This is a genomic window from Paraburkholderia sp. SIMBA_054 (genome assembly GCF_046534875.1).
In the GTDB taxonomy this organism is placed as follows: domain Bacteria; phylum Pseudomonadota; class Gammaproteobacteria; order Burkholderiales; family Burkholderiaceae; genus Paraburkholderia; species Paraburkholderia hospita.
The window spans coordinates 1-15,804 of the sequence record NZ_JAWRXV010000065.1; the positions used below are offsets into that span (position 1 = coordinate 1).

The 15,804-nt window shown below is 62.2% G+C and carries 13 protein-coding genes and 1 pseudogene; 5 read left to right on the plus strand and 9 right to left on the minus strand.

Annotation, left to right across the window (positions count from 1 at the left end; translation table 11 throughout):
* Nucleotides 1–252: 252 nt before the first annotated feature.
* The 4 genes from SB822_RS44945 to SB822_RS44960 all read right to left on the minus strand — a co-directional run bounded on the left by SB822_RS44945 (nucleotide 253) and on the right by SB822_RS44960 (nucleotide 2,136).
* The gene (locus tag SB822_RS44945; RefSeq protein ID WP_410857689.1) at nucleotides 253–762 is read right to left on the minus strand and encodes a hypothetical protein; all 510 of its coding nucleotides are present in this window, start codon (nucleotides 760–762) and stop codon (nucleotides 253–255) included.
* Nucleotides 763–888: 126 nt separating this feature from the next.
* On the minus strand, nucleotides 889–1,296 hold the full coding sequence (locus SB822_RS44950) for a hypothetical protein (RefSeq protein WP_410857690.1): 408 nt from the start codon (nucleotides 1,294–1,296) through the stop codon (nucleotides 889–891).
* Complete coding sequence (locus SB822_RS44955; protein ID WP_410857691.1) at nucleotides 1,293–1,487, minus strand: hypothetical protein; 195 nt, start codon at nucleotides 1,485–1,487, stop codon at nucleotides 1,293–1,295. The genes SB822_RS44950 and SB822_RS44955 overlap by 4 nt, the downstream gene beginning before the upstream one ends.
* A gap of 151 nt (nucleotides 1,488–1,638) precedes the next feature.
* Entirely contained in the window at nucleotides 1,639–2,136 is a 498-nt protein-coding gene (locus SB822_RS44960; RefSeq protein WP_410857692.1) for a hypothetical protein, read from the minus strand.
* A 265-nt stretch (nucleotides 2,137–2,401) separates the two neighbouring features.
* Here SB822_RS44960 and SB822_RS44965 point away from each other — a divergent pair, with 265 nt between their 5' ends.
* The 5 genes and pseudogenes from SB822_RS44965 to flhC all read left to right on the plus strand — a co-directional run bounded on the left by SB822_RS44965 (nucleotide 2,402) and on the right by flhC (nucleotide 6,375).
* Nucleotides 2,402–2,779, plus strand: coding sequence for a helix-turn-helix domain-containing protein (locus SB822_RS44965; protein WP_410857693.1), 378 nt, complete (start codon nucleotides 2,402–2,404; stop codon nucleotides 2,777–2,779).
* A 287-nt stretch (nucleotides 2,780–3,066) separates the two neighbouring features.
* Nucleotides 3,067–3,408 (plus strand): annotated as a pseudogene (locus tag SB822_RS44970) (2OG-Fe(II) oxygenase); the annotation flags it as partial.
* A gap of 241 nt (nucleotides 3,409–3,649) precedes the next feature.
* Nucleotides 3,650–4,864, plus strand: coding sequence for a YeeE/YedE family protein (locus SB822_RS44975; protein WP_410857694.1), 1,215 nt, complete (start codon nucleotides 3,650–3,652; stop codon nucleotides 4,862–4,864).
* A 546-nt stretch (nucleotides 4,865–5,410) separates the two neighbouring features.
* A complete protein-coding gene (gene flhD, locus SB822_RS44980; RefSeq protein WP_007585797.1) occupies nucleotides 5,411–5,731 on the plus strand; it encodes a flagellar transcriptional regulator FlhD in 321 nt (106 codons plus the stop codon).
* Between the two features lie 17 nt (nucleotides 5,732–5,748).
* Nucleotides 5,749–6,375, plus strand: coding sequence for a flagellar transcriptional regulator FlhC (gene flhC / locus SB822_RS44985; protein ID WP_007585799.1), 627 nt, complete (start codon nucleotides 5,749–5,751; stop codon nucleotides 6,373–6,375).
* Nucleotides 6,376–6,475: 100 nt separating this feature from the next.
* Here the strand turns inward: flhC and SB822_RS44990 are convergent, their stop codons facing one another.
* The 5 genes from SB822_RS44990 to SB822_RS45010 all read right to left on the minus strand — a co-directional run bounded on the left by SB822_RS44990 (nucleotide 6,476) and on the right by SB822_RS45010 (nucleotide 15,779).
* Nucleotides 6,476–7,804: an Nramp family divalent metal transporter gene (locus tag SB822_RS44990; protein WP_007742768.1), complete on the minus strand. Its 1,329-nt coding sequence runs from the start codon at nucleotides 7,802–7,804 to the stop codon at nucleotides 6,476–6,478.
* 940 nt (nucleotides 7,805–8,744) lie between these two features.
* Nucleotides 8,745–10,301: an efflux transporter outer membrane subunit gene (locus SB822_RS44995; RefSeq protein ID WP_410857695.1), complete on the minus strand. Its 1,557-nt coding sequence runs from the start codon at nucleotides 10,299–10,301 to the stop codon at nucleotides 8,745–8,747.
* Between the two features lie 14 nt (nucleotides 10,302–10,315).
* The gene (locus SB822_RS45000) at nucleotides 10,316–13,501 is read right to left on the minus strand and encodes an efflux RND transporter permease subunit (RefSeq protein WP_009770526.1); all 3,186 of its coding nucleotides are present in this window, start codon (nucleotides 13,499–13,501) and stop codon (nucleotides 10,316–10,318) included.
* 74 nt (nucleotides 13,502–13,575) lie between these two features.
* Nucleotides 13,576–14,886, minus strand: a complete 1,311-nt coding sequence (locus SB822_RS45005) for an efflux RND transporter periplasmic adaptor subunit (RefSeq protein WP_079487226.1) — start codon at nucleotides 14,884–14,886, stop codon at nucleotides 13,576–13,578.
* Between the two features lie 38 nt (nucleotides 14,887–14,924).
* Entirely contained in the window at nucleotides 14,925–15,779 is an 855-nt protein-coding gene (locus SB822_RS45010; RefSeq protein ID WP_009770525.1) for an alpha/beta hydrolase, read from the minus strand.
* Nucleotides 15,780–15,804 lie beyond the last annotated feature (25 nt).

Sequence of the window (15,804 nt, forward strand, 5' to 3'; positions counted from 1 at the left end):
ACACCATCGAAGTCAAGAGAAACGACTGCTCTATACGCCAGACGCATAGGCCCCTCTACATTGTTCCTCAAACCCGTCGCAGCGGGTTCCCGTTCGCGTGCGGACTCGCCCTGTGTTCCTGAAATAGCTCACCGTTCACCCGTGCCGGATCCACGGCAGGATGCGACGAATGCCATATTCAACGTGCGATTGCTAATGACGCGGTTGCGTCCGTCCATTGGCAGCGAACTCCAGAATGCATGTCCCTTCCTATCACCATCCGGAGTCTGGCGATGTATTGAATTCCGCATCCGCTACCTCCAGGATCCTCAGCGGATCCAGGGCGAACATCTCCGACGGTGTGCTTCCGTCGAGCAACGCGTGCGGTGAATACAGCCAGAATGCCCGCCTCCATCCTGAATCGTCGTCCTCGGCGGGCAGTATCCGCAAAAGCATGGAGATTTCAGGAATGAGACGTCCGTCGTTGTCGAACTGGAAGTCGGGGTAGATAAAGCACTCACGCGGGGCCGACCACACACCCAGCAGCATGCCACCGAGTCGCATCCCGGTGAGCGCATGTCTCGCGTCGATTCGAAGCTGTGCGTCCATCCGTTCTGCCACCGTGGTGTCATCGGGCCAGTTATTCGCAAGCAGCCGGTCGCGAAACTCGACCGCTGCGTCATGCGAGCGACGCTCATTGCCGAGTGCGGACCACTTCTGGGCGGCTCTCGCCGTCCGACCGCGCTCATTGGGGACCGCGGTCATGACGCCGCCTGTGAGCATTTCAGGTCCTTGAGAGCGAGACCGTCGATCGACGGTGCATATCGAGGCGGACCGACGCTGCGGGCCAGATACACGTTCTGTCCGTGGCCCTGTCTACGATTCCATCGGCTCATATCGTGACTCCTTCTACGCGACAAGCTTCAGTCCTCGCCGCGGCGAGTCCGCAACTAGAGAAGCGATCGGGCGCCCATCGAGCGTGCCTTTCCCGCAACCCGCTTCGCCCTGCAGGCTCAGGTGTGGATCAATACCAAATCGGGCCAGTGTTGCGCGTCGCCGCGATTCACTCAGCGATCGAGGGTCGACTGGCTTGAGTGTGAATCGCGCGGAATCGAGCGGCCCATCCAGCTTCTTCCCGGCGGAAGGCGCGCTCGTCAGTACGCCAATGCCAGCGGGCAATCCTGTTTTCGAAGCCTCTCGTCCACACGTGCACTCCAGAAATCCGTGCGGAAGATTCTCGCCAGCCGGTGGCGTATCGTCGATCACACGGCCCGCGTGCAGAAACGACTTCTTTCGCTCCTCAGCTTTGCTTGTCATTGACGCCTCCGAACTCTTCGCAATGGCGCAGCCAGCACCGTCACATCTTCAGGATCGCTGGCCGCAACCTGCCGCACGGCCTGCTCCCGTGTGAGCTCGGCGAACGCGCGCAGCCTTGCCCGCAGGTCTTCCGTCGTTTTGACGGGTGGGTCACTAGCAGCGCGCGCCCTTTTCCGCTTCGCCTTGTTCATACCCTCTCCGTTCAGTCCTCCCCCGTATACGTCAGCAAAGATCTTGCTGCACCAGCACACTCACGTCCGGCGGCGCGATAACGTTCTAGCCTCGAAGGCTCTGGTCAGGACATCCAGATGCAGGTTCGAGGCAATCTGGACGCGCATACCGTCAGGTCGAACCTGCGACGTTGCCGGTCGTGAGCGGATGGGCAGTTTTCGCGGACCGCACGGATTTGGTTCCGTAAATGAGCTTGCCGCGAGAATGCTTCTCGGCGATACCGATGGGCATCGAAAACTCCCGGCCCTCGATCGTTGTGTAGTGCACGAATGAGACCAGCGGATGCTTGTCATCGAAGGCGCGCGTCGCCCCCAGATGGATCTCGCTGAGCGGCTCCAGACTCCACTGCGCGGACTCATGCTGCGGCTTGGCGCTCAGCACGGCCGCGCCACGCACCACGTGACCGTCCGACGCAAGCTTTTCAAGCGTCGCAGCGCCCGAGGACAACTCCACCATGGCGACCCGTGTCATTGCCCGCTTCGTGGCCGCAAATTGCAGGATGAGGACATCCGCACCGCTCCACATCTCGACGATCGCCCACATCGCTGCGCCGGGCCCGACCAGCGAGGATCCCACGGGCAGTCGGTTCTGGTCAGAAGTCAAAAACATACTCTCACTCCCAAAAACAACGGACCTACCAGGACATCAGGGTGCGGCGTGTGTGGCAGACGCTATATGGCATTGCGACCGGCGCATGGCGGGTTGTTACCCATCAGACATGGCGCAACGATCGATCTTTACTCAATGAGAAGCGGCCAGATTCACGCCAGTCAACATATTGTGTTGACACTCAACATATCATGTTGTTACGCAAACCGCCAGGTCGGGCGAGCATTCGTGTTGACCAACCACACGTCATGTTGACCCGGCCGCCTTGTCCGCAGAACAGAACTTCGCCGAACAGCTCGGCAAAACGCTCGCCCGCGCCCGCATAGCGGCCGGCTACGCCCAGGAACTGGTCGCCGAACAGGTCGGCGTCAATGCGGAAACGATTAGCCGCTTCGAGCGCGGCACGGTCCTTCCCACGCTGCCCAGACTCATCGAACTGGCGGAAATCTATGGCGTCCCCGCCAGTACCCTGCTGCGTCGGGGTTCTTCACGCCCAAGCGATCTTGCAGAAGAACTGGCCGAAACGCTCAGTCACCTGAACGCCACGGACCGCGTCTGGGTGAGCCAGTGGCTGACCGAACTGTGTGAGCGTCTTCGCCACGCCCCCGCCGGGGGGCGTGCCAGCCGGAAGCAGCATCGCTAGGGCAACCAGATATTCCATACGCAGGTGTCAGCCGGCCGCAGTTCTTCAGCGTCCCCTCGCAGAACTGGCGCGTAAAGCCTTGCAGGCAAGCCAAAGCGCAAGTCTGTTTTCCGGCGATGAACCGCTTATCACCGCAACCGCTTCCGTTTCCCCGCGAAAAACGGTTGTCTAACGCTCGGGCAGTGGAAACTCGTCGATTAGGATGTCCATTTCACCCGATAGCAAGATGGACACCCTCAAAAAACCATGAATCGTTTAAAATCAATAGCTTACATGATGTCCATCTTACGAAACTTATCCGTAAGGGCTACGCGGCTGGCGATTACAACTGCCTGCATCAGGACCTGTATGGCGAGCACGTTTTTCCTTTGCAGCTCGCGATCCTGCTGTCCGAACCAGGCAAGGATTTCACGGGCGGTGAGTTCGTACTGACGGAGCAGCGTCCACGCATGCAGTCGCGCGCGGAAGTCGTGCCGCTGCGTAAGGGCGATGCGGTGATCTTTGCGGTGCATCACCGGCCCGTGCACGGCGCGCGCGGCGCGTATCGCGTGAACATGCGGCATGGCGTGAGCCGGTTGCGCTCGGGGCATCGTCATACGCTTGGGGTGATTTTTCACGACGCAAAATAGGTCTTACGACTCCGCGACACGCATCGAACACACTGCGAACCGCCCCGACGCGTGGCCAGCAAGCGGGCCACGCCCGGCATCATCCGTCACAACGTGCTATGTTGTTTGACAGGCTTCCGGTTGCAAATCGGCACCCGAAACCGCATACCTCAACCATCCGTTCGCGGACACGCACGCACGGCACGCTCAGTCGCCGTGCTCACGCTCTCGGCACCATCCACACGCTCGCACAACGTTCGTCATGTCCGATCTCGCCACACCGCTTCCGCGCCGCTTCGACATCAATCCGAAGCCGCTCGCCTTCTCGCTCCTTCTGATCGCGCTCGGCGCGGTCTATCTCGCGCAAACCGTCAGCGGCCGGCAGGCGGCGCTCTACGTGGTCGGCGCGCTGCTCGGCATGTCGCTGTATCACGCGGCGTTCGGCTTCACGTCCGCGTGGCGCGTGTTCATCGCCGATGGCCGCGGCGCCGGCCTGCGCGCGCAAATGCTAATGCTCGGCATCGGCGTGTTGCTGTTCTTCCCGGCGCTGTCAGCAGGCTCGCTGTTCGGCCATCCCGTCGCCGGACTGGTGTCGCCCGCGGGCACGTCGGTGATCGTCGGCGCGTTCATGTTCGGGATTGGCATGCAGCTCGGCGGCGGCTGCGCGTCGGGCACGCTGTACACGGTCGGCGGCGGCAGCACGCGGATGCTGGTGACGCTCGCGGCGTTTATCGTGGGTTCGGTGATCGCCACCGCGCACATGCCGTTCTGGACCGCGCTGCCATCGCTCAAACCGGTTTCGCTTGTTACAACTCTGGGCGCCGGCTGGGCGATCGCGGTCAATCTTGCCGTGTTCGCGGCGATTGCCACGCTGACGGTCGTGATCGAAAAGCGCCGGCACGGGCGCCTCGTCGACGACGCGCCGCGCGCCGCTAACGCGTCGCCGTGGCTGCACGGACCGTGGCCGCTGTTCGCCGGCGCAGTCGCGCTCGCGCTGCTCAACTTCGCGACGCTCGCACTGTCGGGCCGTCCGTGGGGCGTAACTTCGGCCTTTGCGCTGTGGGGGGCGAAACTCTCCTCGCTGGCGGGCATCGACGTCGCCAGTTGGCCTTACTGGAGTTCTCACACGAATGCCACCGCCCTGACATCGTCCGTTACACGCGATGTCACCAGCGTAATGGATGCGGGCATCGTGCTCGGCGCGATGGCTGCGGCCGCTTTAGCGGGCCGCTACGCGCCTTTATGGCGCGTGCCCATGCGATCCCTCGTCGCGGCTGTCGTGGGCGGCCTGATGCTCGGCTACGGCGCCCGGCTGGCCTATGGTTGTAACATCGGCGCGTATTTCAGCGGCATCGTGTCAGGCAGCCTGCATGGCTGGCTGTGGCTCGTCGCAGCGTTCGCCGGCAACGTCATCGGCACGCGGCTGCGACCCCTTTTCGGACTGGAAGTCGAACGTATCCGCCAAACCGGCTGCTGACCCGTTACAAACTCCGGCTGAGTCTGTAACAACTGCGGCCGCACTCGTTACACTTTCTTCCCTGTTTGTAACTCCTTTTCGTTACATCTCGGGTTATCCCTCATCCGCTAACCGGCAGCGTATTTTTTACCTGCCGGTTTTTTGTTTTCTTTCTCCCAGCTTTCTGAACTCATATGATTTTCGCATAAGCAAAGTTACGTGCGTAAATCGGAAACTCTTGCATGAAGCCTTATCTGCTAAGGGTTTAGCCGGAGCCCGTTGCAAACGTTTTCCGCCTGCCTGGCGATTATGACGTCGCCATGAAAGAGTTACCGAAACGACTGTTGTTTTGTCGTATCTTTTTTTTGAGAAAGGTATTGATTTCTGGAAATCCTGTTCATACAATTCCGCCCAAGCTGTTACGAAATGTAACGGGTTGTATCAAAGGTTGGCTGGTTGTATCTGTGCACCAACTTGACGCCGGAAATCTTCAGTGTCCGGCGGGGCATAAGACCATAACGGCAGAAAATGCCGATATAAGTAATTCGGGGCTTCGGAAAAGAGAAAATGGACCGTAGCAGCGAGACGCTGGATTCAATCCGCGAAATCAATTTGTCTTACATCATGCTCGCACAACGCATGTTGCGCGAGGACAAGGCAGTCGGCATGTTCCGCCTGGGCTTGTCATCGGAGCTGGCTGATATTCTTGCCGGGCTATCGCTCGCGCAGATCGTCAAGCTGGCCAGCTCCGATCAGCTTTTATGCTTCTTCCGCTTCAACGACCACACGATGCTGTCGGCGTTGACGCACACGTCCCGTCACGCGGAGGTGGCATCGACGCATGCCGCGATCCTGCTGGCAGGACAGCCCGCAGAGCAGTTCGCTTAAGACCGGAGAGGACTGCCATGCTGAAAAAGAGCCTTACCGAAGACGCGCAGGAAGTGTTCCGCGCGATCGCGCTGATTGAACTGGGCGCGCGCATGCAGGTGCTCGAAAGCGAGCTGACGCTGTCGCGCGACCGGATGATCCGCCTGTACCGCGAGGTCAAGGGCGTATCGCCGCCGAAGGGCATGCTGCCGTTCTCGGCGGACTGGTACATGACGTGGCTCGCGAACATTCACGCATCGCTGTTCTACAACACGTACCTGTTCCTGAAGAACGAAGCGCGCTGCTCGCACCTGGACGCGCTGACCAAGGGTTATCGTCTGTATCTGGAGCATTGCCGTCATAGCGAGACCGAGCCGGTGCTCGACCTGACGCGCGCATGGACGCTCGTGCGTTTCTTCGACGCCGAGATCCTGCAACTGACGCCCTGCTGCCGTTGCAGCGGCAAGTTCGTCGCCCACAAGCACGACCTGCAGCACAACGTCGTGTGCGGCGCCTGCCAGCCGCCGTCGCGCGCCGGCAAGACGAAGAAGGCCGCCGCCGCGAAGCGCGAGGCGGAGAAGGACATCGTATCCGTGCCGCAAGTCGCGGAAGAAATCGAAGTACTCGAAGAACAGATGCTCGAGGAAACTGCGTTGGCGGCCTAGCGCCGCGCATCGCTCAGTCCATCCGAAGCTACGCATTATTTTGAAGCCGGTCTCGCGAGACCGGCTTTTTTTCGTCCGCGTTTTATTCGAGCTTTGAAGTTCAGCCCGCGAACCCGAACGTCTGCACGACCAGCCAGATATTCGCCGCGCTGATCACGACGAACAGCGACCACGCGAGGATACGCGTCGGCAGCCGGTTCGCGAATTCGCCCATCAGCGCGCGGTCGTCCGTCATGCGGATCAGCGGATAGAGCGCGAACGGCAGCTGCAGGCTCAGCACCACCTGGCTCGCGACGAGCAACTGCCCGACGGCGCCATTGCCGAGCATCTGCACACCGATGAGCGCGGGAATCAACGCGAGCGCACGCGTGATGAAGCGCCGCTGGTAGCACGGAATCTTCAGCTGCAGAAAGCCTTCCATGATGACCTGCCCGGCCACCGTGCCCGTGAACGTCGAGCTTTGCCCCGACGCCAGCAGCGTGATCGCGAACAGCACGGCCGCGAAGCCCGTGCCGACGATGGGCGCGAGCAGCCGGTAGGCGTCCTCGATTTCGGTGACCTGGGTGTGCCCCGTCGAATGGAACGCGGCCGCTGCGAGAATCAGGATCGCCGCGTTGATCAGCAGCGCGAGAATGAGCGCGACGATGGTGTCGATACGCGACAGCGAGATCGCGTCGGCGATGCCCTCGCGGTCGCGCTTGATTGCGCGCGTCTGCACGATGGACGAATGCAGATACAGGTTATGTGGCATCACCGTCGCGCCGAGAATGCCGATCGCGAGATATAGCGGCTCGCGTTCGCTGATGGCTTGCCACGACGGCACGAGCCCCGCCGCGACGGACGGCCAGTGCGGATGAACCAGCGCCAGTTCGATCACGTATCCGACGCCGATGGTCGCGACCAGACCCAGCATGATCGCTTCGAGGTCGCGGAAATTTTTGCCCTTCAGGCCTAGCACGATCAGCGTGTCGAACGCGGTGAGGATCACGCCGACCGTCAGCGAGCATTTGAACAGCAGATGAAACGCGAGCGCGCCGCCCAGCACTTCGGCGAGATCGCAGGCGATGATTGACAGTTCGGCGAGCAGCCATTGAATCCGCGCGACGCCCGGCGAGTAACGCGTGCGCGATAGTTCCGCGAGATTGCGGCCCGTCGCGATGCCAAGGCGCATGCTGAGACACTGCAGCACCATCGCTGCGAGGCTCGACAGCACCACTACGAACAGCAGGCTATAACCGTAGCGAGAGCCGGCTTCGATGTCGGTGGCCCAGTTGCCCGGGTCCATGTAACCGATCGACACCAGCAGGCCGGGACCTGCGAACTGAAGGATTTTTTTCCAGAATGGCGCGGACTGCGTGACGGCGACGGAGCCCTGCACCTCGGATGGGCAGAACGGCGCGGTTGCTGTGGTTGGAAGTTTGAACTGCAAAGCCGGTGACCTCGAGGTGGGGGTGAAGTCGCAGTGCGATAGCTGGATCTGGATCGCTGCCGCGAAACGGCTCTAAGTGTACAAAGAAATATGGGGACGTGTCCCGGGAGGGGCGTGCAGGGGTGCACGCGCTGGTTGGTTTTTTGGTTTTGTTTTTGGTGGCATCCGCGTGGCGCCTGCGCGGCGTTAGCGGTTTGGTTGCTTTAGCCTTTGCGCTGGCATCCGCGTTGTGCCTTTCGTGCTTCAGGCGTCGCCCCTGTGCGGGGCGGCACCTACTTTTCTTTGCCGCCGCAAAGAAAAGTAGGCAAAAGAAAGCGGCTCACACCGCCAACATTTCTTCTTGCCTGAGGGCCCCCAACCGGTCCCACGCTTCACACGGCAGCGATTTTGTTCGCGTGTGTTGCCAACGCGCTGAATGAGCGCCTCACCCGCTTCAAACACCCGTACATGGGCTAAAGGCAGCGAATGGTATGTGCCGCCAAGGTGGCAAACTGTGTGTAGGTTGTCGCGGCGTATAGCTTGGCGCTCTTACAGGGTGGAGCGTGCGCTATCGGTCCGAAGTGAAGTGTGTGTAGCACTACGGCCTACACACAGTTTGCCACCTGGGCGGCCGTGGAATGTCTGGCACGGCATGATGCTGCGCGGGTGCGTGAAGCGGGTGAGGCGCACCGCAAGAGCGTTGGCAACGAACATGGGTCACGTGATTGCCCTGTGAAGCGTGGGACCGGTTGGGGGCCCTCAGGCAGGAAGAAATGTTGGCGGTGTTAGCCGCTTTCTTTTGCCTACTTTTCTTTGCGGCGGCAAAGAAAAGTAGGTGCCGCCCCGCACAGGGGCGACGCGTGAAGCGCGAAGGCAAATCGCGGATGCCGGCGAAAAGGCAAACACCGTAACGCGGATGCCAGCGAAAGAGCAAACCGCGCCTGCCCGCGCAGCAAAAACCCTACTGCTTCGCCACCTGCTGCGATTGCGCGCCGTCGGCGCTGCTGACATCCGCCTTCACATCACCCCACCCCCCGCCAAGCGCGCGAATCAAGTTAACCGTCGCGACCGCCTGCGTGCCGGCAAGATGGCTCAACTGCAACTGCGACTGCAGCGTCTGCCGTTCCGCATCGATCACATCCAGATAGGCGACCTGCCCTTCCTGATACTGCGTCTGCGACAGATGCTCCGCCCGCTTCGACGCGTTGACAGCATCGTTCTGCTCGCGCGTCTGATCGCCAAGCAAACGCAGATCGGACAAGTTGTCCTCAACTTCACGAAACGCCACGAGCACCTGCTGACGATACTGCGCCACATCCTCGTCATACTTCGCGCGCGCATTCGCGAGATTCGCCTTGCGACGTCCGCCATCGAAGAGCGGCACCGTGAGCGCCGTGCCCGCAAACGGACCAAGCAGGAACGCGCGACTCGACCACTGGAACAAATCGCCGAGCGTCGTCGACTCGTAGCCAAACGCACCCGTGATATCGAGCTTCGGGAAGAACGCCGATTTGGCTAGGCCGATCCGCGCATTCGCGCCCGCCATCGCGCGCTCCGCCGCTGCGATATCCGGCCGACGCTCAAGCAGCGCAGACGGCAATCCAGCAGGCACGCGCGCCGTCACAGGCGCAAGCGGCGTCTCGGGAAACGAGAAGTCCGCAGGCGCCTTGCCGAGCAAAATCGCGAGGCCGTGCTCGGAGGCCGCGCGCTGACGCGCCACGCCGACGGCATCGGCGCGCGCCGTCGCCAGTTCATTGCGGGCGCGCGACACATCGAGCTCGTTGATGTCGCCTTCGTTGAAGCGGCGCTCGACAAGCTTCAATGCGTTCTCGCGCAACGTCACCGTCTGACGATACAAGCTCAACTGCGTGTCGAACTCACGCAACTGGAAGTAGTTCTGCGCGACGTCCGCCTGCAACGCGAGCTGCACCGAGCGGAACAACGCTTCGCTCTGCGCCTGGTCGGCACGTGCGGCGTTCACGTTCGAACTGACGCGGCCAAACAGATCGACTTCATACGCAGCCGTCACCTGTGCGCGCCACAGCGTTTGCGTCGGCACATGCGTGTCGTTCGGCAGGAACTGCGAAGCGGGCGACAGACGCTCGCGCGTCGGCCCGAAGCCCGCATCGAACGACGGGAACCAGTCGGCGCGCGCCTGCTGCGTCAGCGCACGCGATTCCTGCACGCGCGCCGCGGCTGCTTTCAGGTTCTGGTTCGCATCGCCGGCCTGCTTTTCCAGATCGTTGAGCGTCGAATCGCCGAAAATCGTCCACCATTCGCCGCGATGCGCGTCTTCTGCGGGCTCAGCCGTCTTCCACGTGCCCGCTTCGCTCGCCGGCAGCGGCGTGGCCGCTGCATCCGCCGTCGTTGCCGACACGGGCGCTTCCTTGAAGGCCGCGGGCGTCGCCGAATCGGGACGCTTGTACGTCGGCTCGAGCGAGCACGCCGCGAGCAGCAACATCAGCAGCGTGCTTGCCGCCGCGCGACCCAGGCCGCTCATCTGTTCAAAGCTTTTCATTGTCATTTTCTCCATCAGGCGTCCGTCGTATGCGCGACGAGATGCGGCGAGTCCTTTTGCGCGACGTGAATCTTGCCGCCCGCCAACGTACGCAGCACCACGTAGAACACCGGCGTCAGCATCAGGCCGAACAGCGTCACACCCAGCATCCCGAAGAACACGGCCACACCCATCGCGTGACGCATTTCGGAACCCGCGCCGCTCGACACCACCAGCGGCACCACGCCCATGATGAACGCGATCGACGTCATCAAAATTGGCCGCAAACGCATGCGGCTGGCTTCGATGGCGGCCTGCAGCGGCGTGCGTCCGTCGTGCTCCAGTTCACGCGCAAACTCGACGATCAGAATCGCGTTCTTCGACGCGAGCCCCACCAGCACCATCAAACCGATCTGCGTGAAGATGTTGTTGTCGCCCTGCGTCAGCCATACACCCGCCAGCGCGGACAGCACGCTCATCGGCACGATCAGGATCACCGCGAGCGGCAGCGTCAGGCTCTCGTACAGCGCAGCGAGCACGAGGAACACGAGCAGCACGCTGATCGGGAACACCCACATGCCCGCGTTGCCCGCGATGATCTGCTGATACGTCAGATCGGTCCATTCGAGCTTCACACCCTTCGGCAACACTTGCGCCGCGATGCGCTCGGCCGCTGCCTGCGCTTCACCCGACGAGAAGCCGGGCGCCGGGCCGCCGTTGATATCGGCCGCCGTGTAGCCGTTGTAGCGCACGACCATTTCCGGACCATACGTCGGCGTCACCGTCACCAGCGACGACAACGGCACCATGTCGCCATTCGCGTTGCGCGTCTTCAGTTGCAGGATGTCGTCGGCCTGCTGGCGGTAGGGCGCGTCCGCCTGCACACGCACCTGGTACACACGGCCGAAACGGTTGAAGTCGTTCACGTACAGCGAGCCGAGATACACCTGCATCGTGCTGAACACGTCCGTCACGGGCACGCCCAGCTGCTTCGCCTTTACACGGTCGAGATCGACGTTCACTTGCGGCACGTTGATCTGATAGCTGGAGAACGTCGGGCCGAGTTCGGGCGTCGTTGCAGCCTTCTTGACGAACGCTTCCGTCGCTTTGTTCAGCTCTGTGTATCCGACTGCACCGTGGTCCTCCAGCTGCATCTTGAAGCCGCCGAGCGTACCGAGACCGAGCACGGGTGGCGGCGGAAAGACGGCAACGAACGAATCCTTGATCGCGCCGTATTGCTGGTTCAGCGCGCCCGCAATCGCACCCGCCGACAGCGCCTTGCCCTTGCGTTCATGGAACGGCTTGAGCGTGACGAACACGATGCCCGCGCTCGAACTGTTCGTGAAGCCGTTCACCGACAGACCCGGGAACGCCACCGCGCTTTCCACGCCAGGCTGCTTCAGCGCGATCGTGCCCATGTCGCGGATCACCTTCTCGGTGCGATCGAGCGATGCGCCGTTAGGCAACTGCGCAAACGCGATCAGATACTCCTTGTCCTGCGCCGGCACGAAACCGCCCGGCACTGCACGCGACACGAGCACCGTCAGGCCCAGCAGCACCGCGTACACGACGAGCATCGCGCCCTTACGCTTGAGCACGCCGTTCACGCCACGCCCATAGCTTTCCGAGCCGCGATGGAACACCTTGTTGAAGCCCCTGAAAAACGGGCCCAACACGCGGTTCATGCCGCGCGTCAGCCAGTCTTCCTTCGCGCCATGACCACGCAGCAAAAGCGCAGACAATGCGGGTGACAGCGTCAGCGAGTTGAATGCCGAGATCACCGTCGAGATCGCGATGGTCATCGCGAACTGCTTGTAGAACTGGCCCGTCAGACCCGTCATGAACGCGAGCGGCACGAACACGGCGACCAGCGTCAGCGCGATGGCGATAATTGGCCCGCTCACTTCCTGCATGGCCTTGTAGGTCGCATCTCTCGCGCTCAATCCGCTTTCGATGTTCCGCTCGACGTTTTCCACCACCACGATCGCATCGTCGACCACAATACCAATGGCCAGCACCATCCCGAACAACGACAGCGCGTTGATCGAGAAACCGAATGCGAGCAGCAGCGAGAACGTACCGACAATCGACACAGGCACCGCAATCAACGGAATGATCGACGCGCGCCACGTTTGCAGGAACACGATCACCACGATCACGACCAGCGCAATCGCTTCGAGCAGCGTGTGCACGACGGCTTCGATACTCGAACGCACGAACTGCGTCGGGTCATAGACGATCTTGTACTCGACGCCAGCCGGGAAGTCCGCGGCGAGTTCCTTCATCGTCGCGCGCACTTCGTCGGAAATCTGCAGCGAGTTCGCGCCTGGCGACTGGTTGATCGCCATTGCAACGGCCGGCTTGTTGTCGAGCAGCGAACGCAAGCCGTATTCCGAAGCCGCGAGTTCGACACGCGCGATATCCTTCAGGTACGTGACGGCCCCATCGGGCGCCGTCTTCACGACGATGTCGCCGAACTCCGCTTCTGTTTTCAGACGGCCGCGCGCATTCACCGACAATTGCAGCGGCGTGCCCGGCACGGAAGGCGATGCACCGATCACGCCCGCCGCCACCTGAATGTTCTGCTCGCGAATCGCGTTGACGACTTCCATCGCCGTCAGATTGCGTTGCGCGACCTTCGCCGGATCGAGCCACACGCGCATTGCGTAGTCGCCCGCGCCCCACAGCTGTACCTGCCCGACGCCCTTGATCCGCTCCAGGCGGTCTTTCACGTTGAGCAGCGCGTAGTTGCGCAGATACGTCATGTCGTAACGGTCGTTCGGCGAGATCAAATGCACGACCATCGTCAGCGTCGGCGAGCTCTTGATCGTCGTCACGCCGAGACGCTGCACGTCTTCCGGCAGACGCGGCAGCGCCTGATTCACGCGGTTCTGCACGAGTTGCGTCGCGAGATCGGGATTCGTGCCGAGCTTGAACGTGACCGTCAACGTCAGATTGCCGTCGCTATTGGCTTGCGACTGCATGTACAGCATGTTCTCGACGCCGTTGATCTGCTCTTCGAGCGGCGACGCAACGGCCTCGGCGATCACCTTCGGGTTCGCGCCCGGATATTGCGCGTGCACCACCACGGAAGGCGGCACCACTTCGGGGTATTCGGAGATCGGCAGCTGGAACAGAGCGATCAGCCCCCCGAGCAGAATCAGGACCGATAGCACGCCAGCGAAGATCGGCCGGTCGATGAAGAATTTTGATATGTTCATGTGAAGCTCTTGATGTTGGAGCGCTTACGTCTTGTGCGCATGCATCGAAGGATGGGTGCCGGTTGGTCGACCGATCACGAATCCTTGCGCGCCTTCGTGCGCGGCTGCGCCTGTGCCTGCGTTTGCGTACCCTTCTGCGCTTGCGGTTCGGTGTGCTTCTGCTTCGCTCCGTCGAGCTGCGCCTGCTTGTCTGCCTGCGCGTCGTCCGCAACAGGCGCGCTGTTCGCATCGCCCTCGCCCATCGGTACCATGTGGGCGCGGACCTGCGCGCCCGGGCGCACGCGCTGCGTGCCGTTCACGACGATGCGGTCGCCCGCGTGCAAGCCGCTCTTCACGACGCGCAGCTTGCCTTGCAGGTCGCCAGGCTGGATCTCGCGATACGCGACGTGATCGTCCTTGTCGACCACGAACACGAACTTCTTGTCCTGGTCCGTGCCGATTGCGGCATCGTCGATCAGCAACGCGCCATGCGGCTCGCTGCCGCCCACTTTCACGCGTGCAAAGAGACCCGGCACCAGCGAGCCGTCGCTGTTGTCGAAACGCGCGCGCACGCGGATCGTGCCCGACGACGTATCGAGGCGGTTATCGACCGACTGAATCGTGCCCTTGCGCGAATAGCCCGTCTCATTGGCGAGGCCGAGTTCGACGGGCACCTTGCTGTCGCCCTTCACCTGGCTGATGTACTGCAGGTACGTCTGCTCGTCGGCGTCGAACTCCGCGTAGATCGGCGAGACGGACACGAGCGTCGTCAGCGGCGCGGCGCTTGCGCCCGCGTTCACGACGTTGCCCAGCGTGATCTCCGCGCGCGACACGCGGCCCGCCACGGGCGCGACGATCTTCGTATAGCCGAGATTGATCTGCGCGGTTTCGAGCGCGGCCTGCGCGGCCTTCACGTTCGCGCTCGCTTCGCGCGCGGCGTTCTGCTTCTCGTCGTAGTCGCGTTTTGCGATTGCGCTATCGCCGATCAACCGTTGCGCGCGCTCCCAGTCGCTTTGCGAGTAACCCGCGCGCGACTGCGCAGCCGCCAGTTGCGCGGCAGCACGATCGACTTCCGCCTGATACGGACGCGGATCGATGACGAACAGCACGTCGCCCTTCTTCACGAGCGCGCCGTCCTGGAAGTTCACGGACACGATCGTGCCCGATACGAGCGGCCGCACGTCGACCTTTTCTACAGCCTGAAGACGGCCCGAATAGGTTTGCCAGTCGGTGATGGTTTTCTGCACGACAGTGGCGACGTCGACTTCCGGCACGATGGTCGGCGCGGACTGCGCCGGCGAGCGCGCATCGACGCGAATCGCGCCGAACGTGCCGAGGCCCGCAATCACAAGCACCGCTAGCGCCGCAACCGCCAGCTTCGAACGCGAGAGAGGAAAAACAGACATGACAGACTCCGGATTTAATTTAGTTAATAGAAGTTTGTTTATCGGAGTGCGCGCTCATCGAAGCGCCACTGGAAGAATCGGACCGCCTCGAGCAGCGCCGCCGGATGCTGGGCCAGCGCCGCGTGCGATACGCTCGGGTAACGGACCACCTGCGTCTGCACGCCCGCATCGATGAGATTGCTGGCGTACTTCTCCGCTTCGACGTGCAGCACGTCGTTTTGCGCGGTGGCAATCAGCGTCGCGGGCAAGCCGGCGAGCCGCACCGATTCGAGCGGCGCCGCATACGGGTGGATGCGTTGCGCTGCCTGCGGCAGATACGCGCGATAACAGGCCGCGCATTCGCTCGCCGTGATGTCCGAGCTCAGGCGCTTCTCGTCGCCAAGACGCGTGAGGCTCGGATCGAGCATCGGTCCGAACAAAGCCTGCGCATCGATCCGCACATCCCCGCGATCGCGGCCGATGAACGCAAGGCAATTGGCGAGCGAGCCACCAGCATCGTGGCCCGCTACGCCGATTTTTTTCGTGTTGCCGCCGAACGCCCGTGCGCGTGTCTGCACCCACAGTGCTGCACGGTGCGCATCTTCAGGCGCGGCGGGAAACGGAAACTGCGGCGCGAGCGAATAACCGACGGACACGACGAGCGCCGGCGTGTGCTGCGCGAAATAGCGTGCGGCGTAGTCGGCTTCCTCGATCGAGCCGCGCACGAAACCGCCGCCGTGAAAATAGAGCAGGATCGGCAGACCGTTTTTGGCGGCGGCTCGCCGGTAAAGGCGCAGTGTGATGTCCTGTGCGTACCCTTCGATCCGCACGTCGGTGACGTCGAGTAACGCGGCGTTTTCGCCGAGGCTCGCGCCAGACGGGACAAAGGTGTGACGCGGGTTGAATGCATCCATGTCGGAACAGCGCAATGCGCGAAGC